The 20657-nt window shown below is 41.0% G+C and carries 15 protein-coding genes and 1 tRNA gene; 15 read left to right on the top strand and 1 reads right to left on the bottom strand.

All coding sequences use genetic code 11. The features are described from left to right. Positions 1 to 70 precede the first annotated feature (70 nt). From allW to HXT43_RS02590, 9 genes are all read left to right on the top strand, one after another. Entirely contained in the window at positions 71 to 1555 is a 1485-nt protein-coding gene (gene allW, locus HXT43_RS02630; protein ID WP_004574240.1) for an allantoin permease, read from the top strand. Position 1556: 1 nt separating this feature from the next. Then, positions 1557 to 2933: an allantoinase AllB gene (allB, locus tag HXT43_RS02625; protein WP_415685196.1), complete on the top strand. Its 1377-nt coding sequence runs from the start codon at positions 1557 to 1559 to the stop codon at positions 2931 to 2933. 60 nt (positions 2934 to 2993) lie between these two features. Beyond that, entirely contained in the window at positions 2994 to 3191 is a 198-nt protein-coding gene (thiS, locus tag HXT43_RS02620) for a sulfur carrier protein ThiS (protein ID WP_004106666.1), read from the top strand. Beyond that, entirely contained in the window at positions 3192 to 3815 is a 624-nt protein-coding gene (thiF, locus tag HXT43_RS02615; protein WP_004106663.1) for a sulfur carrier protein ThiS adenylyltransferase ThiF, read from the top strand. Next, positions 3805 to 4572, top strand: coding sequence for a thiazole synthase (locus tag HXT43_RS02610; protein ID WP_004108959.1), 768 nt, complete (start codon positions 3805 to 3807; stop codon positions 4570 to 4572). Before thiF ends, HXT43_RS02610 begins: the two co-directional genes overlap by 11 nt. A 143-nt stretch (positions 4573 to 4715) precedes the next feature. Continuing rightward, positions 4716 to 4791, top strand: a tRNA-Gly gene (locus tag HXT43_RS02605). A gap of 174 nt (positions 4792 to 4965) precedes the next feature. Beyond that, a complete protein-coding gene (locus tag HXT43_RS02600; RefSeq protein ID WP_415707165.1) occupies positions 4966 to 8211 on the top strand; it encodes a tetratricopeptide repeat protein in 3246 nt (1081 codons plus the stop codon). Between the two features lie 58 nt (positions 8212 to 8269). After that, positions 8270 to 11038, top strand: coding sequence for an NAD-dependent DNA ligase LigA (gene ligA, locus HXT43_RS02595; protein ID WP_421781098.1), 2769 nt, complete (start codon positions 8270 to 8272; stop codon positions 11036 to 11038). A 3-nt stretch (positions 11039 to 11041) separates the two neighbouring features. Further along, a complete protein-coding gene (locus HXT43_RS02590) occupies positions 11042 to 12169 on the top strand; it encodes an Mrp/NBP35 family ATP-binding protein (RefSeq protein WP_064340392.1) in 1128 nt (375 codons plus the stop codon). A gap of 91 nt (positions 12170 to 12260) precedes the next feature. On the opposite strand, the gene HXT43_RS02585 is transcribed toward HXT43_RS02590, so the two are convergent. Next, complete coding sequence (locus HXT43_RS02585) at positions 12261 to 13631, bottom strand: DUF349 domain-containing protein (protein ID WP_004574246.1); 1371 nt, start codon at positions 13629 to 13631, stop codon at positions 12261 to 12263. 96 nt (positions 13632 to 13727) lie between these two features. On the opposite strand from HXT43_RS02585, the gene hisS reads away from it, so the two are divergent. The 6 genes from hisS (at position 13728) to HXT43_RS02555 (ending at position 20647) form a co-directional block, all read left to right on the top strand. After that, entirely contained in the window at positions 13728 to 15128 is a 1401-nt protein-coding gene (gene hisS, locus HXT43_RS02580; protein WP_064340395.1) for a histidine--tRNA ligase, read from the top strand. Between the two features lie 91 nt (positions 15129 to 15219). Continuing rightward, entirely contained in the window at positions 15220 to 17016 is a 1797-nt protein-coding gene (aspS, locus tag HXT43_RS02575; protein ID WP_064340391.1) for an aspartate--tRNA ligase, read from the top strand. A gap of 146 nt (positions 17017 to 17162) precedes the next feature. Next, positions 17163 to 17975: an amino acid ABC transporter ATP-binding protein gene (locus tag HXT43_RS02570; protein ID WP_004106646.1), complete on the top strand. Its 813-nt coding sequence runs from the start codon at positions 17163 to 17165 to the stop codon at positions 17973 to 17975. A 68-nt stretch (positions 17976 to 18043) separates the two neighbouring features. Further along, a complete protein-coding gene (locus HXT43_RS02565; protein WP_004574249.1) occupies positions 18044 to 18877 on the top strand; it encodes a glutamate ABC transporter substrate-binding protein in 834 nt (277 codons plus the stop codon). Between the two features lies 1 nt (position 18878). After that, positions 18879 to 19556, top strand: a complete 678-nt coding sequence (locus HXT43_RS02560) for an ABC transporter permease subunit (RefSeq protein WP_004574250.1) — start codon at positions 18879 to 18881, stop codon at positions 19554 to 19556. A gap of 5 nt (positions 19557 to 19561) precedes the next feature. Continuing rightward, positions 19562 to 20647, top strand: a complete 1086-nt coding sequence (locus HXT43_RS02555; protein WP_004106637.1) for an amino acid ABC transporter permease — start codon at positions 19562 to 19564, stop codon at positions 20645 to 20647. Positions 20648 to 20657: the final 10 nt, after the last annotated feature.

Raw genomic sequence — 20657 nt, 5'->3', positions numbered from 1 at the left:
TTATTACTTTCAAAAAACTCAAAACACAAAAAAGAATCAAATTACAAACAAGAAAAGTAAGGAGGTGCGCATGCAAATTAGTAAACTGCTACAAGACGAGCCAGTAGCTAGTAAAAACTTGGAATGTTACCGCGAGCGCGGCTACACCAACGAAGATTTACTGCCAAAGCCGCAAGAAAAACGCACAATGAGCGCTCTTAATTTCTGCACTTTGTGGATGCAGTCTGTACACAATATTCCTAATTATGCTGCAGTTGGCGCATTCCTTTTAATGGGATACTCTCCAATTTACGTAATGATTGGTATCATGCTTGGCGCAATTCTTACAGCAATTGTCATGGTTGCTAACGGTGTTGTAGGTTCCAAATACGGCATACCGTTTTCTATGCATTTGCGCGCAACATACGGAAAAGCAGGCGCTCAACTACCAGGATTCCTCAGGGGAGTAGTTGCTGCAATATGCTGGTATGGAATTCAAACATATATAGGTGCGAAAGCTTTAGAGATTCTAGTTGGCAAAATTTGCCCTGAGTTTCTTACTTTTGGAAACAAAATACCATTTGTTGGTTCGCACATACCTATTATTATTTCCTTCGCAATATTTTGGTTGCTTAATTTGGCGATTGGTTTAGGCGGAGGAAAGACTCTTAATAAGCTAACTGTAGTATTAAGCCCACTTATTTACGTTGTTTTTGGTTGCATGAGCGTATGGGCTATTAGCTGTGCTGGTGGATTATCTGCAATCATGCAATATCATGCTACTGTTCAAGCGCCAACTAATTACGGTCTTGGGCTTTTCATGATGATGGTTGTAAATTCTGTGCTGGGCGTTTGGGCTGCTCCTGCCGTTTCTATTGCTGATTTTACGCAAAACGCAAAGTCAACTATGGCTCAACTAAAAGGTCAAATTGCTAGCTTCTTGCTAAGTTACGCGCTTTTTGCTTTTACAAGCGTAGTTATTTTAGTGGGCGGATCGCTTTTTTACCATGAAACCATTACAGATGTTCTTGTCATCATAAACAAGTGGGATAATCTTCCTGCAATTGCAATAGCTACTGGGTTGCTTCTACTTACTACAGTTTGTACAAATGCCACTGGCAATATTGTTCCTGCAGCATACCAGCTAACTGCTTTAGCTCCGCGATTTGTAAATTATAAGCGTGGCGTAGTTATTGCAGCTCTTGTAAGCACTGTGCTAATGCCGTGGAAGTTTATGGCTAATATTACCGGCTTCTTGAATCTTATTGGTATGCTTTTAGGCCCTATTGCAGGTGTTCTACTTGCGGACTATTACGTAGTAAAGCGCACGCATATTGATCTTGATCAAATTTATTACGATACAAATAGCTCGTCAAAATCTGCTTATTCTGGAACTAACTGGATATCTTATACTTCTACGATACTTGGGCTTTTATTTGCTCTTTCCGGGCAGATAATTCCTCTACTTTCACCGCTTACTCAAATCTCATGGATTGTGGGATGCGCTGTAGGCTTCGTGTGTCAAATATTACTATCAAAAGTTTTTCAGCCAACAATGGCTAAAGAAAGGAAATAATATGAACTACGATGTAGTAATCACAAACGGTTTGGTTGTATTCGATAATGAAGCAACTAAAGCCGATATAGCAATTAAAGACGGCAAGTTTGCCGCTTTTGGAAGCAACTTTACAGCCGATAAAACTATTGACGCAACTGATTTAATAGTTGTTCCTGGAAAAGTTGATTCTCATGTTCATATTAACGCTCCAGGCGGCGGCGTTCGCGACGATTGGGAAGGTTTTGTAACAGCAACTTCTGCCGGCGCAAAAGGCGGTATTACTACAATGCTGCAAATGCCTTGCAATCAGATTCCTGCTACTACTGATGGAAAGTCATTTGAAGCAGTGCTTAAAGAAGCCGACGGAAAGCTCAAGGTTGATGTTGGTCAAACTGGTGGCTTGGAACCACAAAACCTCAATGGCGGAATATGCGAGCAAGATAAGCAGGGTGTCGTTAATTACAAGGCATTCCTTGGAACTACTGGCGACAAGGATTTGCAAGTTGATTTGTATAATTGCGACGATTATTCCCTCTACACCGGTATGCAGCAGATTGCAAAAACCGGCAAAATTTTGATTATGCATTGCGAAAACGCTCCTATTACAGACCAGCTTGGAAAGAAAGCTCATCAAATGGGAGCTAGAAAGCTTTCTGAGTTCGTAGCAACCAGACCTGTTTTCACCGAAGTTGAAGCGATTGAACGCGCTTGTCTTTTTGCTAAAGAAACTGGATGCAGAATTCATATTGTTCATGTTTCTTCACCGGAAGGCGCTCAAGCTGTTGCTGACGCTCGTAAGAATGGCGTAGACGTAAGCTGCGAAACTTGCAACCATTACCTGTATTTCGACACTTCTGAGCTTGACGAAATTGGAAATATCGCTAAGTGCACTCCGCCAATTCGTGACAAGGAAAACCAGAATGGCTTGTGGGAAAAGGTTTTTGACGGTTCTATTAACTTCATTGTTTCCGACCATTCGCCAGCTCCTTTGAGTTTGAAGCAAACTGATGATGCTTTCACAGCTTGGGGTGGTATTGGTAGCGTTCAAAACGATGTTGATGTGTTCTTTGATGAAGCTGTGCAAAAGCGCGGAATGTCGTTGACTCAATTTGTGGCATTGAATTCTAGCAATTCTGCAAAACGCTTCGATTTGAAAGGAAAAGGCAGCATACGTTTGGGTTATGACGCAGATCTTGCATTCATTAAGCCAAATGCTCCTTATGTTCTTAAAGCTGAGGATCTTGAGTATCGAAACAAGTTCAGCCCATACGTTGGTCGCACTATTGGCTGCCAGGTGGTAAGAACTTTGCTTCGCGGCGAAGAAATTTACAGCAAAGAAAACGGAGTTTGCGAAGACTTTAAGGGCAAGTTTATTCTTCATCCTGCTAAGGCTTAGATAGAATATTTAAACGTAATATTCAAAACTTAAAGCATATTCTACAGAAAGGAGGTAAGTGTGCTGAAACTTAATCACGATACTGTGGATTATGTTGAGAACGAGAATTTACTTGAACTACTTAAGCGCGAAGGTTACGACAGTACTTTTGTTGCAATAGAAGTTGATGGTGAATTAGTAAAACGCAAAGATTTTGAAACTTTCATAGTTAAAGATAACGCAAAAATTGAAGTATTTAGCATTATGGGAGGAGGATGAATGGAAAGTGACGATATTCGCGCAAAAGTTCTTAAACGTCAGCTAAAGGAAGATAATGATTTGTTTGCTCAACAATCAGTTTCAATACTTGGCTGCGGCGGTTTGGGATCAAATATTGCGTTAATGCTTGCGCGAGCCGGCGTAAAAAAGTTGTACATTTACGATTTTGACAGTATCGAGTATTCGAATTTAAACCGTCAAAATTATACGATTAACGAAATTGGACAACACAAAGTATCTGCTACTAAAGCGCGGCTTAATGAAACTTTGCCGTACGTTGAAGTAGAAGCTTTCGTGCAAAAAGTTACGCCGGAATCGTTAGATGAGATTGCTGAGCGCTCCGACTTGTTTATTGAAGCATTCGACAATCGCGAATCGAAAGCAATGGTTCTTGACTATTTCATGAATCATCCTAACAAATATGTTATTACCGCTTCTGGCTTATCTGGACTAGGAGATATTAAGAACGTAAAAATTAAGCATCTTTCAAACGTGTGCTTAGTAGGTGATTTTAAGTCTTCTCCTGAAGAAGGCTTGTATTTGCCTTATGTTTCGATTATCGCAAGTTTAGAAGCGTTAGAAGCGTTGAAATGGATAAAAAATGGAGGAAATTATGGAGAATGAAGATTATTTAGAATTAGGTGGTAAGAAGTTTACTTCTCGATACATTTTGGGTTCTGGAAAGTATTCTGAGGAGCTTATTGATGCCGCAGTAAATAGTGCTAAAGCTGAAATGATTACTGTAGCAATTCGCTATAGCGAGAAAGCTGCAGGAATTTTAAAGCATATTCCAGAAGGCGTTACCATTTTGCCTAATACTAGCGGATGCGTAACTGTAGAGGAAGCAGTTAACACTGCACATATTGCTCGCGAAATGGGTTGCGGAAACTTCATCAAGCTTGAGATTATTCCTGATCGCAAGTATTTGTTGCCAAACAATGAAGCTACTTTGCAAGCAACAAAGATTTTGGCTGACGAAGGTTTTACTGTTCTTCCTTACATGTATCCAGATTTGTACTTTGCTAAGGCAATGCGCGACGCTGGAGCTGCCGCAATTATGCCTCTCGGCTCTTTGATTGGCTCTAACAAGGGTCTTGAAACTAAGAAGTTTATTCAGCTTATTATCGACGAAATCGATCTTCCTGTTATTGTCGATGCCGGCATTGGCGTTCCAAGCCAGGCTGCTGAAGCAATGGAAATGGGTGCTGCAGCTGTAATGGCAAATACTGGAGTTGCTACTGCAAACGATATTGTGCTTATGGCTAAAGCATTCAAGCTTGGTATTGAAGCAGGCCGCGCAGCTTATCTTGCAGGCCCTGGTCGAGTGCTTGAAAAGGGTGCAACACCATCTTCTCCAAAGCGCGATGACGAAAGCAAGTAAGCAAACAAATAAAATAAGTCTTCAACTTAAAACACTGAAAATCTGAAACAAGTAAGCCTTACAAGTGCAGCCAGTACTTGTAAGGCTTGCGACATACCTAATTTGCACTTTTTATGAAAATGATATAAGGTATTCACTTGTTTGCGGACATAGCTTAGTTGGTAAAGCGCAACCTTGCCAAGGTTGAGACCGCGGGTTCGAGTCCCGTTGTCCGCTCCATTTGAAAATAAAATATCCACAATTCTGCAACATTCACACATCGAACATGCGTTTCCTATATACTACTTATATACTGAACTATGATGTGACGAGTGCAGTCAGCGCATAAGATTAAATGCTGAATGCTTACGAACGCAACTTGCATTATGTCAACGACTTGAAAGAATGGGGATTATGGCTGAAGACGTGCAATCTACCGAGCAGACACACTCTAAAGAAGATCGTATGTCAATCATGTCAGACGCTATTGATTCCTTATGGCAACAAGGCGAAATTACTTCCATTCCTACTTTTTCTAAACACCGTATTTTTCGTGATTTTCCAGGACTTCCACCAAATACCCAACTAGCTTGGTTTAAAATCCCTGGGAAACTATTTGGAATTGCGCTAGGTTTATGCAAAGATGATGGAAAACATTTTCGTCAACTTGCAATCGCAGACAAAGATGGGAGAGTTTACACAGGAGATAAAGTAACTCCTGTAGAAGCAATTGAGCGCATACCACAATTGTCATTTATTGAGCAAGGGTCTTTTAATCTATATAACAAAACTAGATTCTATGGATCTAAGCAAATACAAGCATCACATAACTTTACAAAACAACTACAAAACGTATTTAAAAATTTACGAAAAAAGAAAGTAAATAAGAATACTTCAAGCTCATACGCAAAACAAAACATTAACGATAAGCCTTTTGTCTATGGCGATGTTGTTATGCAAGTTTCTTTAGATGATGGCTTGCATCAAGTTGCTTCATGGATTTGCTTAAACAATGGAAAGCATAAAAAATATACTATCGAAGGCACACGCGTATCGTTGAGTGACGATTTTAGATGCAATCTTTCATATGAAGACGCTATTGCTACAGTATTTTTTGCGACTTTTTTTGTGCCAGATTTACACCAATCATTAGTTGGTTTTGGATATTTTCACGTATTACACCGCTTGCATACAGAAGCTCCTCTTGGCGCAATAAGAAGAAGCGTTTCCGATATTAAAACTGCGCGCAAAGAAGGTTTTAGAGTTTCCGGTTTGGAAGAATACTACGAACGCGTCATGCGCGACGTTGGAGCATTAGAGCAAACTCACAGTCTAGAAGCAGTCCATGCAGCGGAAAGATTACACTTACAACCTGCACAGAAAACTTCAGCACATTACTTGATTTGGGATGATTCATTAGAGCCTTCTGCAGCTTTGAAAGTGTTGCGCATTGAAGGTGCATTAAACAGACTACAAGCAATTTATCAATGCATTCAAGCAAACGCATCGCAAGGTGGTAAAAGTTTAGAAGATAATATTACTTGCGAGCGCATTTGTGCTATCGATAACTCATTTATTGAAGATCCAGCTTTTATTCCTAGCGAAGATTTAGGAATGCAAAGTTTCGGAGATCCTACGCAAGATGACTGTATTCGACCATTAATGCATTTATGGCGCAAAGCTCGCAAGTGCCAACAGTCTGCATCGTATTTAAAACAAACTGAAGCAGGAGAGTGGTTGTATCGCCAATCTTTAGCTGAACTTATTCGTAGCTTGTATTTACCGTTCCGTTTTGATGCAGATTTTCGCTCTAATTTAGGAGATGGGAAAGTTGCATTAGCTTTTACAGCAACAGGATCATCACTAATGCCAAGAAGTATCTACGATACTCATAAAAATAAGTGGCATGAGTATAGTGATAGCGAAAAGTCCAATATTTCAGTAAATTACAATTTGAGAATTGGAATTATGCTTGCAACTCTCGCTTTTGGTATTAGCGATAAAATACAGCAAGTTTCTATTAGACTTGACTCTGTAGGTTTAGAAGAAATGGTTGCTGCACAAGATAGCGCTATTAGCAATCTACTAAATCGTACTCTAAGAGCACTAAATAGAATTGATAACAATAGTACGACGCACGAAAAAGGTGAGCCAAAAGATGGAGACATTCATGGCGACCCTTCTAAGTTGCAAGATTTGCAACACCTACCGTTTGCTGATGTTGTAGAAGCTGCGCAATCATTAGTAGATGAGCATAGCGATGATTTAACAAGCGCGATGGCAGCCGGAAACAATGAAAACAACGCAAATAACACAAATCCTTTAGCAGCATTTAGCGAACCGCCAGAAGTGCGAACTTTAATGACCGTCACTTTCGAACGTGACAATTTCGTAAAACATATTCGCTCGCACGGATTACAAAATCCTATAGAATTCTACAAAAAATCTAACGCGCGTATAAGCTTAAACGAAAATTGCAAGCTTAACACTGTAGAACCATCATTCGATTTGCATGACACTTGCTTCTCACCTAACGGCGCACAGGAAGAGCCAGAGTTTTCAGACACACTATTTAACGAAGAACAAGAAGAAATACTCGGAACAGAACATGCTAAAGGTCTTTCTATACAACGAGAAGACTTGCTACAGCAAGCAGTCGCCGATTTTCATCATATTGCTTCACAACCATTGCTAACAACAGCTGAAAAAGCTCGTGAAGCAATGAATATCATCGAACAAATTGGCGACCCAGAGCTTAACAACCAAGCAGATATAGTAACTCGTTCACTTATTGACGAAACTACAATACCGGAACTTCATTTCAAAGCATCTCAAAATATAAGAGATATGCGCATACACGCCCAAGAACAACTCATAGAGGGCGACATTAAACAAGCATTAGAATCTTATGAGAACAATATTGCAAAATTTGACACCATGTTCACAATAGATAATGCTGTGCCACGTTACTTTAATTCATATGCAGAACGAGTAGTGTACAACCGCTTATTCGCAACACCAGACGAGCAAACACTACTTATTCCAGACGGATTATTCTACGCCCACATGGAATTAGCAGATTTGCTCTCACAACTACATCAATATGATGCGGCGTTAAAACATTTAAACACAATGGTTTCATACGCTCCAACATACGCATTATCGCATTTGCGACTTGCAGCAGCATTATCGCAACAAGAAGATTGGACGTCAACAGTAGCAGCATGTCTAAACGCACTTCGAGTCGCATTAGACAAAGACGACGCAGCATTCGCATACTATAGATTAGCTTATGCAGCTTGGATGCAAGACAAGTTCACTCTGGCAGCAAGCGCTTACCGAATGGCAGACTATTTAGCTCCAGGAAGAATAGAACCGCTACAAATGGAACTAGAAGAATTATTATCACGAATGCGCTCGCAGTGTTATAAAGCTCCTACTAGTATGGATGATGTTAGACATTGCTTTATGAGTGACGATATTCCTGTCTGGCCTAATATTGAAGCAAATCATATTATTGGAAAAGCTGCAAAGCTAACTGTTGACGATGGAATGTTTGTAATTGCAAGAACTTTGTGTGTAGCGCATATTCGAATGTCACTGAATGACGATTGTGAAGGTGCAGTACAATCACAGTTCTTACGTTCATTAAATGCGTAAATGGTAAGTGACATAATCTATATAAAGCAACAGCTGATTTGAAGGGGGTTTCATGAGTATGGCTCACGATGATATCGAGTCAAAAAACGCACAATGGACTCTTTTTGACGATTTTGACGAGCAAAATAAGACTCATGAAAATACGCAAAAAACAGATACATGGATTGCTCAACTTCAACCAACAGACACTGATGCGTTGACTCTTGGAAACTTGCAGCCAGCGACGCTTACTATAGAGCAAGCTGCGAAACTTTGGGCAAAATTGGCAGCTTGGGCACAATCTGATCAAATTGCTTATTACGTAGAAGATTCTCCGACTAGTTCAGACGCAGCATATGATGCAAGAATGCGAGCGCTAAGTGCTTTAGAAGCTGCCTTCCCAACTTTAGATACTCCTCAATCCCCAACACATCGCGTAGGTGGAACTTTTTCTAACGATTTTACTTCTGTAAAGCATCCGTCTCGAATGATGAGTTTGGATGATGTATTTTCAATTGAAGAATTACACGATTGGTATAACAGCGTAATTCGCGATTTACAATGGGATGAGTCTAAACCTCTTCCTATGACTTGCGAAGTAAAAATTGATGGTCTTGCTTTAAATCTTATTTATCGCAACGGTACTCTTGAACAAGGTCTTACTAGAGGCGACGGCGTAACTGGCGAAGATATTACATTAAACGTAAGAACGATTGAAGCAATACCAACACAGCTTCATTCTGATAATCCTGACGATATTCCTGAGTTCGTGGAAATTCGTGGCGAAGTTTTTATGAAATGGGAAGACTTTAGAAAATTAAATGATGAACAAGAAAATGCTGGACGAGTTGCTTTTGCAAACCCTCGTAACGCTGCAGCTGGCTCTTTGCGCCAAAAAGACCCACGAATTACAGCCACGCGTCGATTAAGCTTTTTTGCACACGGACTAGGTGAGCTTCGTTGGAAAGAAAATACAAGCCATAACAATAGTGAAACAAAATTTAATCAGTCTGACGCATATAAGCTCTATCAACAGTGGGGAATACCTGTTTCTCCGTACACAAGAAAAGTCACAAATTTTTCTGAAATAGAAGAAATGATTGACTATTACGGAGAGCATAGGGCAAATATTTTGCACGCTTTAGACGGCATAGTTGTAAAAGTTGATGACAGAGCATTACAGCATCAACTAGGAGCTACTTCTAGAGCTCCACGATGGGCTATTGCATACAAGTATCCTCCTGAAGAAGTTAATACTTACTTGAAGGATATTATTGTCCAGGTTGGAAGAACTGGAAGAGTAACTCCTGTAGCTGTTCTTGAACCTGTTACTGTAGCAGGATCGACAATTTCTCGCACAACTCTTCATAATGCTTACGAAGTTGAACATAAAGGTGTGCTAATTGGCGATACTGTCGTAGTTCGTAAAGCTGGGGATGTTATTCCAGAATTAGTCGGACCGGTACTTAAAGCTAGGGAAGGGCGAGAAAATGAACTTAGAAAGTTTGTTATGCCAGAATACTGCCCATCTTGTGGAACTAAGCTAGCTCCTGCAAAAGAGGGAGATAAAGACATTCGTTGCCCAAATGTAGAAAACTGCCCAGCTCAACTTACAGAACGAATAATTCACTTGGCTTCCAGACAAGCTTTTGATATTGAAAATTTGGGCGATAACGCTGCGCTAGCTCTTACAAATCCTGAGGATTGCAGACCTACAACTGCAGAAGTTTACTGCCCAGATATGGATAAAATTATAATTCAGCGAGGAGCAACTCAACAATCATATATACCGGCACCAGATTTAACGCTACCTGAACCACAAACTCCAGTACTTAGAAATGAAGCTGGATTATTTAGTATTACTGCCGACGATTTGCAAAATGTAATGGTTTGGAAAGAAATTCCTCTTGTTGAAGAGTGGAAAGAAGTTAGTAAAGACGGTAGCTTTAAAAAGCGTACACGCAAAATAGGCGGATCTGGTCTTTGGCACCAAGTTAGAGCATTTTGGACTCGCACAATCGAAGCAAAGTTATCTACAAATTACGAAGCAGAAGGAACTTCCGAAAAAACTACTTCACTAAACGAACAATGGGATCCTCAATATCCTAAATTCCAAGTTCCAATTGACGCTAAAGTGATACTTTGGAAAAATAAGCGCATTACTAGAAATGCTAAAACTAGCGACAACGCTAAAGAAACAATAAATGTGCCATGGTATACAAGACCTTCTGAAACTACTCGTAGTATGCTTGAAGAAATAGCTCAAAAAGGCAAGAATGCAGCACTGTGGCGAGTTTTGGTTGCTTTATCTATTCGTAGACTAGGTCCACCAACTGCACGTCTTATAGCGGCAAATTTTGGATCTTTAGACAATATTTCCAAAGCATCTATTGAAGAACTTACACAAATTGATGGAGTTGGTCCTGAAATTGCGCAAGCAGTATACAACTGGTTCCAACAAGCTAAAGACCCTGCTAATTGGCAATTTGAAGTATTAAAATCGTGGCAAGAAGCAGGTGTAGTAGGGAAAGTTGAAGCATCATCTTTCGCTCAAACATTAGTAGGTAAAACAATAGTTGTTACAGGATCTTTGCAAGGATTTACAAGAGACAGCGCAAAAGAAGCTATAGTCTCAAGAGGCGGCAAAGCATCAGGATCAGTAAGCAAGAACACATATTGCGTTATTCTAGGCGAAAATGCAGGATCCAAGGCAACTAAAGCGCAAGAACTTGGCATCCCTATGCTTAACGAACAACAGTTTAATACTCTTTTAAAAACTGGGAACTTAGAAGAAATACTACAAATTGCAAATAATACTGTTCCAAATCTCATTGCTGAGGAATCATAACGGATGAATACAAGTGAACTCGAAAAACAAGTTTACGATTTGCTGGGTAGCGTTATTGATCCAGAATTAGGTCGCTCTGTTACCGAATTAAATATGGTAACCGGAGTGCATGTGATAAAGAAAGCTGAAACCATTGATACAACAAAGTTTGCTTATGATGTAGAGATAAATCTTGAACTTACTGTGCCAAATTGCCCTCTTGCGGAAGTAATTACAGGACGAGTTCAAGAAGCTATATCTAAATATCCTCAAGCAATACTCATACCGCACGTTAACGCTACTGCAATGAGTAAAACTAAATTAGAAAAGTTGGTTGCAGATTTAAAAGCTGAACGCAAAGAAAATCCATTTAATAAAGCTGGCACTCGCACGAGAATTTTTGCTATAGCTTCTGGGAAAGGCGGAGTTGGAAAATCTTCTATAACTGCTAATTTAGCTGCAACTTTTGCAGCATTAGGTTACGATACTGCAGCTATTGACGCCGATATTTACGGCTTTTCTTTACCGCGAATGTTTGGAGTTAATTCTCAACCAACAAATTTAAACGGAATGCTTATGCCTGTAGTTGCTTGGGGAGTAAAGCTTATTTCTATTGGAATGTTTGCTGGAACTGATCGTGCTATTTTGTGGAGAGGACCACGATTACAACGTTCTTTAGAGCAGTTTCTTTCAGATGTTTGGTGGGGCAACCCTGATGTTTTACTTCTTGATTTAGCTCCAGGCACAGGAGATATGGCATTAGCTGTAGCGCAATCCTTACCAAACGTAGAGCTTGTTGTAGTAACAACTCCACAGCCTAGCGCATCAGATGTAGCAGTTAGGTCAGGTCTTATGGCTTTGCAAATTCCTGTAAAAGTTCGCGGAGTTGTTGAGAACATGAGCTGGTTTGAAAATAACGGCGAGCGCTTAGAATTATTTGGTTCAGGAGGAGGAAGGAGAGTAAGCGAACAACTTTGTAACGCTCTTGACACTAATGTGCCTCTTTTAGCTCAACTTCCTTTAGATCCTGCGCTTAGAGAAACTGGTGAAGCAGGGAGACCTGCTGTTCTAACCGAAGATGGAAAATTGGCAGATTCTAATTTAGCTAATACTTTTATTCATTTAGCTAAATCTTTAATAAAAAACTCTTAAAGCAAATAAAGCTTAAAATACAGCCGAAAAAATAAGTATGGGGTTGCTTAAAATCAAGCGACCCCATACTTTTAGTTAGTTATAAAACTAATTATTTAACAGCGTTCAACCACTGCTCTTTAGTAGCCTTTTCAGCTTCCAACTTAGCTTTACGCTTATTATCGGTTTCCTTAGCAATAGCAGCGTTAAGCTCTTCTAGTTGTGCTTCCAACTGTAAAGCAAAACTGGACTTACGAGCGTTAGCTTCAGGATCAGCCTCACGCCAAGCAGCTTCTTCAACAGCCTTAATCTTTTTATCAACGTCGTTTAAGCGAGACTCAATACGACGCATATCTTCACGAGGAACGAAACCAATAGCATCCCATTCTTCCTGAATCTGAGACAAAGCCTTACGAGCTTTCTTAGCAGCTTCTTCATTTTCTACTGGCAACAAAGCCTCTGCTTTTACGAGCAAAGCTTCCTTCTTAGCAAGATTTTCGTGTTCTCCAGCATTAACCTTTTCACGGTCATTTTGACGAGCATGATAGAAAGCATCAGCAGCTTCGCGGAACTTAGCCCACAAAGCATCATCGTGCTGGCGGCCAGCATTGCCAGCTTTCTTCCAACGATCCATCAAAGCATTGAACTTCATAGAAGTTTCACGCCAATCTTTTGAATCTTTTAAGCTTTCAGCTTCTGCAATAATAGCTTCCTTAAGCTGCTTAGCAGTATTACGCACGTGCTCACGTTCTTTAACCCAAGAATTGCGAGCCTGAGAGAATGCAGAACGAGCCTTTGAAAAACGCTGCCACAAAGCATCGGCATCAGACTTATTCAAGTGAATAGTAGTACGCTGATGCTCCTGCCATTCGTCAAATAAAGCACGTAGCTTATCGTTTAATTCACGCCAATTAGTAGATTCATTCATTTGCGCTACTAACAATTCTGCACGTTCTACAATATTTGTACGCTCTTTCAAAGCTTTTTCCAGAGCTTCTTTTCGAGCTTTAGCGATTGCTTCCTTCTTTTCATTACCTTTTGCAGTCAATTCGGCGTGTCGCGCACGTAAAGCAGCAATATCGCCTACGGCAGCAGGATTTTCCAATTCAGCTTTCAAAGTATTAAGCGTTTCGTCAATTTCTTTTGCTTTTACATTGGAAGCTTCTAAGCGCTTAGCAAAAAGATCAAGCTTAATCTTCAAATCAAGATAACGGTGAATATAGAAAGTCAACGCTTCTTCAGGAGTGCCAGTGGAGTATTGACCAACCTCACGCTCAGCACCGTTTTCAGTAACGTAAACAGTGCCATTTTCATCAACACGGCCAAAAGTTTTTGCGGCTTTAATATCCTCTTCACTATAAGAAATGGTTGGTGCTTGAGCAACAACACGAGTCTTATGCGCGAAGCTTGCTGGAGATGGAGCAACTGGCTTTGGCGCGGTAGTAGTTTTAGTAGTTTCTTCAGGTTTAGTCTGTTCGGTCACGGGACGACTCCTTACAGCAGATGCACGGTAACATTGTTACGAATAAGTATGACGGTAAGCCATGATTTTTCCGCAACACCACCTATTATAGTGGACATGGTACAAGGCTCATCAATATCGGGTTTCCCTGAATGGCTTCCTAGTGAACGCGCTGTTGAACAGCAAGTAATTGACACACTAAGAGAAGTGTTTGAACTCAACGGTTTTATTGGAATTGAAACGCGTGCAGTAGAACAGGGTTCAAGCTTATTAAAAAAAGGCGAAACCAGTAAAGAAATTTATTTATTATCGCGTTTACAAGAAGTTGGTCACGAATCCGACACTCCTGTAGAAGAACGCATTGGTTTACATTTCGATTTAACAGTTCCACTCAGCCGTTACGTCGTTGAGCATACTGGTGATTTGACGTTCCCATTTAAGCGCTGGCAAATGCAAAAAGTTTGGCGAGGGGAGCGTCCACAAGAAGGTCGTTTCCGTGAGTTTGTTCAAGCAGATATCGATGTCGTAGGAAATGGCGAATTACCTTCACACTACGAAGTTGAACTTCCACTTGTCATGGTTGAAGCTCTTGAGCGTTTACGTAAGTTCGGTCTTCCTAAGGCAACTGTTCATGCTAACAATCGAAAGCTTTCTGAAGGTTTTTATCGCGGTATTGGATTAAGCGATATCGAGGGAGTTCTTCGAGAAATCGATAAGCTAGACAAAATTGGCGCTGAAGAAGTATCCAAGCTTTTGGTAAAAGAATGCGGAGCTACGGCTTCTCAAGCTGATGCATGCTTAGAATTAGCTGAACTTACTGCCGAAACAGGAGATGAGTTGAAGTCTCGTTTCGACGAATTATGCGATAAGCATAATATTTCTCGAAATGATGATAACGAGTCTTATGTTTTAGCTTCTCAAGGTGTTGAAACTCTTGCAATGATTGTAGACGAGGCAGCACGTATTCGCCCAGGCGCTGTTGTTGCTGATTTGAAGATTGCTCGTGGACTTGACTACTATACTGGTTCTGTTTACGAAACTTTCCTTGATAATGCAGCATCTCTTGGTTCAATTTGCTCTGGTGGACGTTACGATAATTTAGTTTCACAGGGCAAGAAGAAGTATCCAGGCGTAGGACTTTCAATTGGCATGTCTCGACTGCTTTCTTATATGCTTCACACTGCAGGAGCTACTGTTTCTCGAGTTTCTCCTGCTGCAGTACTTGTTGCAGTGTGGAATGAAGAAGATCGTCCTGCATGCAATGCTATTGCTAAAACTTTACGAGATCGAGGCATTGCAGCAGATGTTGCTCCTAGCGCAGCAAAGCTTGGTAAGCAAATAAAATATGCTGACAAGCTCGGCATTCCTTATGTGTGGTTCCCTGCTGATAGCACTGAATCAGAGTCATCTCACGATGAAGTAAAAAATATTATTACTGGCGAACAGGAAACCGCGGATGCCACGTCTTGGCAACCGGATACTGTTTATGCCCGGCAGACAGTTTCTTGCGCTAAATAATGTTCTTGCAAATTTGCTTGAATATTGTGCGCAAAATCATGTCAATAGAAACAAATGAATATATCAATTAGATTGTAGAGGAAGTGGACTTATGAGCCAGACGGCGTATCGCACACATCATGCCGTTGAAGTGACTGAAGAATTAGTCGGGCAAAAAGTAACCATCGCTGGTTGGGTTGATCGTCGCCGTGATCATGGTGGAGTCGCCTTTGTTGATGTCCGTGATAACACAGGCTTAGTGCAAGTTGTTATTTACGATGAAGAAACTGCACGACCATTGCGTAGTGAATTCGTTGTACAAGTGACCGGCGAAGTTCGCTTGCGTCCAGATGGCAACGAAAACGATCATTTAGCAACCGGTAAAATTGAGATTGTTGCTCAAACTGTTACTATTCTCGCAAAGTCAGACGCTTTGCCATTCCAGGTTTCAACAGCTTTGGAAAACGAGTCCGAGAACAAGCTTCCAAGCGAAGATGTTCGTTTGAAGTATCGCTACCTTGATTTGCGTCGCCCATCTATGCAACGCAATTTGAAGCTTCGCTCTGATATGGCTAAGGCTGCCCGCCATGCTTTGGAAGACATGAACTTTACTGAAGTTGAAACACCAACTTTCATTAAGTCAACTCCTGAAGGTGCTCGCGACTTCGTTGTTCCAGCACGATTGGTTCCAGGCTCTTGGTACGCACTTCCACAGTCTCCTCAGCTTCTAAAGCAGTTGCTCATGGTTTCTGGCGTCGAGCGCTACTATCAGCTTGCTCGTTGCTATCGCGACGAAGACTTCCGTGCGGATCGTCAGCCTGAGTTCACTCAGCTTGATATGGAAATGAGCTTTGCAAGCCAGGAAGATGTTATGGCTATGGCAGAGCGCGTTATTGCTGCTATTTGGAAGGAAGCTGGTCACGAGATTGCTCTTCCTTTGCCTCGTATTACTTGGCAGGAAGCAATGGATAAGTATGGTTCCGATAAGCCTGATTTGCGTTTTGGAAACCCACTTATTGAGTTGACTGACTACTTTAAGAACACTCCATTCCGCGTGTTCCAAGCTTCATACGTTGGCGCTGTGCTCTTTAAGGGCGGTGCTGCAACTCCTCGCCGTCAGTTTGACGCTTGGCAGGATTGGGCTAAGCAGCGTGGAGCTAAGGGATTGGCTTACGTTGTGTTTGGTGAAGATGGCGAGTTAAAGGGTCCTGTTGCTAAGAATCTTAGTGAAGAAGAGCGCGCAGGTCTTAAGGAAGCTGTTGGAGCAGAAGATGGCGATGCAGTGTTCTTCGCAGCAGGCTCCCGCGAGTCTTCGCAGCTTTTGCTCGGTGCTGTTCGTGTAGAGCTTGCTAGCCGCGCAGGATTGCTTCACCCAGATGAGTTTGCTTTCACTTGGGTTGTTGACTTCCCACTGTTCAAGCGCACTGATGATCCAGATGATGACGACGTTGCTGTTGGTCACTCAAAGTGGACTTCTATGCACCATCCATTCACAATGCCATCTGCTGATTGGATCGATAAGTTTGATAAAGATCCAGAGCACGCTATGAGCGATTCTTACGATATCGTGTGCAACGGTAACGAAATGGGCGGCGGATCCGTTCGTATTCACCGCGACGATATTCAAGATCGTGTGCTTAACGTTCTTGGAATCGATAAGGCTGAAGCTGACGAAAAGTTCGGCTTCTTGCTTGAAGCTTTCAAGTATGGTGCTCCACCTCACGCTGGTATTGCTTTGGGTTGGGATCGTACTGCTGCAATTTTGGCAGGCGCAAGCTCAATCCGCGACGTAATTGCATTCCCTAAGGCTGGCGGCGGTAGGGATCCTCTAACCGGCGCTCCTGCTCCGATTTCTGACGAGCAGCGTGCTGAAACTGGCGTTGATTACGATCCAGAAGAAAACGAGTAAATAGAAATACTTGTAAAAAGTGTTATTGATAAGCCGTTGATTGTTGATTTTATGATTACAATTAACGGCTTTTTTGTAACGTAAGAGTTACAAAACGTAACGATAGTGATAAATAGCCGTAACACAGGTTAGCTAAACTTCTTGTTATGGATAAGCAAGTATCAAAGTCAAATCCAAACGCCGAGGATATGACTAATCGCACTATTTCAGTGCAAAAAGCGGCAAATCCCCTCGTAGAACTAAGTCATGTCGAAAAGCATTACGGAAAACTTCATGTGCTTAAAGACATCAATCTGACTGTTAACAAAGGCGAAGTACTAGTTATTATCGGTCCATCTGGTTCTGGTAAATCGACAATGTGTCGCACAATTAACCGTCTCGAAACTATTGATTCAGGTGACATACGTATTGACGGTGAGCCACTTCCTCAAGAAGGAAAAGAACTTGCAGCTTTGCGAGCAGAAGTTGGTATGGTATTCCAGTCCTTTAATCTTTTCGCTAACAAGACTATTTTGGAAAATGTTATTCTTGCTCCAATGAAAGTGCGGCATATGGATCAGCAAAGTGCTGAATCTCTTGCTATGGAATTGCTTACTCGAGTCGGAGTTGATAATCAAGCAAATAAAATGCCTTCACAACTTTCCGGCGGTCAGCAGCAGCGTGTTGCAATTGCTCGAGCTCTTGCTATGCAGCCAAAAGTTATGCTTTTTGATGAACCTACATCTGCACTAGATCCGGAAATGGTTAATGAAGTTCTTGATGTCATGGTTGAACTTGCAAAAGAAGGCATGACTATGATTTGTGTTACCCACGAAATGGGATTTGCACGCAAGGCAGCTGACAGAATTGTATTTATGGCAGATGGTCAAATTCTTGAACAAGGCACTCCTGAAGAATTCTTTGAACATCCAAAAACTGATCGTGCAAAAGATTTCCTTTCCAAGATTCTTACGCATTAATCTGCTTTTTGTTTTATCTTTCAGTAAAATTCTGAAACTTTAAAACAGTTCTTATGAAGGGAAAAGATATGAAAATATTACAAAATCGCATTTTTCGTGCGATACTAGCGATGCTTTGTACCATATGTTGCGTTATGCCACTTACAGCGTGCGATCGTAGCGATGGTAAAAAAGTCATACGCATCGGTATTAAATTCGATCAGCCTGGTTTGGGTTTCAAAAAATCAGGAACTTACGTTGGATTCGACGTTGATGTTGCTAAGTATGTTGCCAAAAAGCTCGGCTATTCAGAAGATCAGATTGTGTGGAAAGAATCACCATCTAAACAACGCGAAACGATGCTCCAAAATGGCGATGTTGATATGATTGTAGCCTCATACTCTATTACGGATGCTCGTAAAAAAATGGTGACATTTGCAGGACCATATTTTATTGCTGGCCAGGATTTACTAGTTCGAAAAGATGAGCATAAAGTAAGCGGTCCAAATGATTTGGACGGAAAGCGTTTATGCTCAGTTTCAGGCTCAACATCTGCAATTGCTATTAAGGAGCGTTACTCTTCAAAGGTACAGCTTATGCAACAGCCTGGTTATGCAGAATGTGCAACTGCATTATTCTCAGGAATTGTAGATGCTGTAACTACCGACGACATTATTCTTGCTGGTTTAGCAACCGCTTCTCGAGGTCGTTTAAAGCTTGTAAACAAGCCATTTACCGCAGAATATTACGGAATTGGCATTAAAAAAGGAAATACAGGCTTAGCTAAGAAAATTAACACAGCCTTAAAAGACATGATTCGTAACGGATCATGGAAAAGAGCTCTAGACGACAATTTACGAGGCACTGGCTTTAAGCCAAACGCAAAGTATAATCCGCCAATTCCTCAAGAAGGAGAGAAGTAATATGCAAGATTTTATGCAGCTATTTACCTCCTACAATATTCCAGGAGCATTCTTGGTTAATATTGAAATAACTTTATGGAGTGTACTTTTTTCATCAATTATTGGCGTAATTCTTGTTACTATGCGCATTTGCCCTGTTTCATCATTACGCATGATTGCTACAGTTTATGTTGAATTGTTTAAAAACATGCCACTTACCATCATTATGGTTTTTATGGTTTTAGGCGTTTACGCTCAGCTTAAGATAGGATTCTCCTCAATTTTTGAAGTGAATTTCTTCTGGCTGGCAATTGCTGGATTGTCGCTTTATACTGCAGCATTTGTTTGCGAATCTTTGAGATCTGGTCTTAATACCGTGCCTGTTGGCCAAGCAGAAGCTTGCCGCGCTCTTGGATTAAATTTCTTCCAATCTGCAACACAAGTAATTCTTCCACAAACTTTCTGCGGTTCAGTAGCACCATTAGGTAATACATTTATTGCTTTGCTTAAGAATTCTACAGTTGCTGCTGCAGCATCAGTTGCCACAGAGACTTCAACAATGATGAGCGAAATGATTGAGAAACATGCAGATTTGATTGTGCCAATCTTCTTAATTTTCGCTTGCGGATACATTATGCTCATCATTCCTATCGGCATTTTGACTACTTATTTGTCAAATAAACTTGCTGTGAGAAGGTGATAACAATGGCTAAACAACGTGAACAATCATTATTATTTGATGCTCCAGGTCCAAAAGCTCTTAAGAAAATTCGCATAGCTAATATTATTGCCGGTTGCATTTTTGTTATTTGCATTATTGCTATTCTCGTTCGTTTGAGCAATCCTCCAGAGGGAGAAAACCAACTTTCTTGGACACTTTGGAATCCTGCACTCGAATCTGAAGCCTGGGTTGATTTTTATCTTCCTGGATTATGGATGACACTAAAGGCATCGTTACTTGCAGTAGTTGGTTCTATTGTATTTGGCTTATTCTTCGGACTTTGCCGTTTACTACCTAATTTTATTATTCGTAGTATTTCCGCAATAGTAGTAGAATTTTGCCGTGCAGTACCAGTATTGATGCTTATGATTTTCTTGTGGAGAGCATTCGCACTTTCTGGTATGAAAGAATCATCATACTGGGCTGTTGTTTTGGCACTGATTATGTATAACGGTTCTGTTGTTGCAGAACTTGTTAGATCTGGTGTTGGCAACTTGCCAAACGGTCAAAGAGAAGCTTCGCTTGCATTAGGATTGAGCGAATACCAATCATTGACACAAATTGAAATGCCTCAAGCAATTATTGCTATGATGCCTGCAGCAGTAACTCAGCTTGTAGTTGTTTTGAAGGATACTGCACTTGGTTCAATTATTATGTACACTGATTTGCTTCAGGAATCGCGTCGGCTCGGATCAATGTACTTTAATATTTTGCAAACATTAAGCGTTGCAGCAGTAATATATTTCCTTATTTGCTTGGCATTGTCTTGGTTTGCACAATGGTTGCCATCGCACTTGAAGAATCGAACTGCCGCTCCAACAGAACCAGAGCCTGTTGCTCCAATTGCTATTATGGATCCTTCTAATGTGAACCAAATAGCAGTTGCTAGCGAAGTTAAAGAGCTTCCTTATGGTGGTACTCCACGTAAGTATCACGTACATCATCGCGGTACAAACGCTTCTATTCACCATTGGCGTCACACTCGTTACTTGCAAGGCTATGACGAGCATCATCTAAAAACTGGAGATGAACCGGAAGAAAATGATGACAACAATGCAGAAAATAACTAAATTTCATATT

It is taken from the genome of Gardnerella sp. DNF01195 (assembly GCF_049244175.1).
In the GTDB taxonomy this organism is placed as follows: domain Bacteria; phylum Actinomycetota; class Actinomycetes; order Actinomycetales; family Bifidobacteriaceae; genus Bifidobacterium; species Bifidobacterium leopoldii.
Note: the sequence above shows the minus strand (reverse complement) of the source record. Positions and strands in the feature narration are given on the sequence as shown.

What these genes read in the sequence shown, in the direction of transcription:
- HXT43_RS02560 (WP_004574250.1), top strand. Translation starts at nt 18,879, where the DNA reads ATGCAAGATTTTATGCAGCTATTTACCTCCTACAATATTCCAGGAGCA.
- aspS (WP_064340391.1), top strand. Translation starts at nt 15,220, where the DNA reads ATGAGCCAGACGGCGTATCGCACACATCATGCCGTTGAAGTGACTGAA.
- ligA (WP_421781098.1), top strand. Translation starts at nt 8,270, where the DNA reads ATGGCTCACGATGATATCGAGTCAAAAAACGCACAATGGACTCTTTTT.
- allB (WP_415685196.1), top strand. Translation starts at nt 1,557, where the DNA reads ATGAACTACGATGTAGTAATCACAAACGGTTTGGTTGTATTCGATAAT.
- HXT43_RS02570 (WP_004106646.1), top strand. Translation starts at nt 17,163, where the DNA reads ATGGATAAGCAAGTATCAAAGTCAAATCCAAACGCCGAGGATATGACT.
- allW (WP_004574240.1), top strand. Translation starts at nt 71, where the DNA reads ATGCAAATTAGTAAACTGCTACAAGACGAGCCAGTAGCTAGTAAAAAC.
- HXT43_RS02565 (WP_004574249.1), top strand. Translation starts at nt 18,044, where the DNA reads ATGAAAATATTACAAAATCGCATTTTTCGTGCGATACTAGCGATGCTT.
- HXT43_RS02555 (WP_004106637.1), top strand. Translation starts at nt 19,562, where the DNA reads ATGGCTAAACAACGTGAACAATCATTATTATTTGATGCTCCAGGTCCA.
- hisS (WP_064340395.1), top strand. Translation starts at nt 13,728, where the DNA reads ATGGTACAAGGCTCATCAATATCGGGTTTCCCTGAATGGCTTCCTAGT.
- HXT43_RS02600 (WP_415707165.1), top strand. Translation starts at nt 4,966, where the DNA reads ATGGCTGAAGACGTGCAATCTACCGAGCAGACACACTCTAAAGAAGAT.
- HXT43_RS02590 (WP_064340392.1), top strand. Translation starts at nt 11,042, where the DNA reads ATGAATACAAGTGAACTCGAAAAACAAGTTTACGATTTGCTGGGTAGC.
- thiF (WP_004106663.1), top strand. Translation starts at nt 3,192, where the DNA reads ATGGAAAGTGACGATATTCGCGCAAAAGTTCTTAAACGTCAGCTAAAG.
- HXT43_RS02610 (WP_004108959.1), top strand. Translation starts at nt 3,805, where the DNA reads ATGGAGAATGAAGATTATTTAGAATTAGGTGGTAAGAAGTTTACTTCT.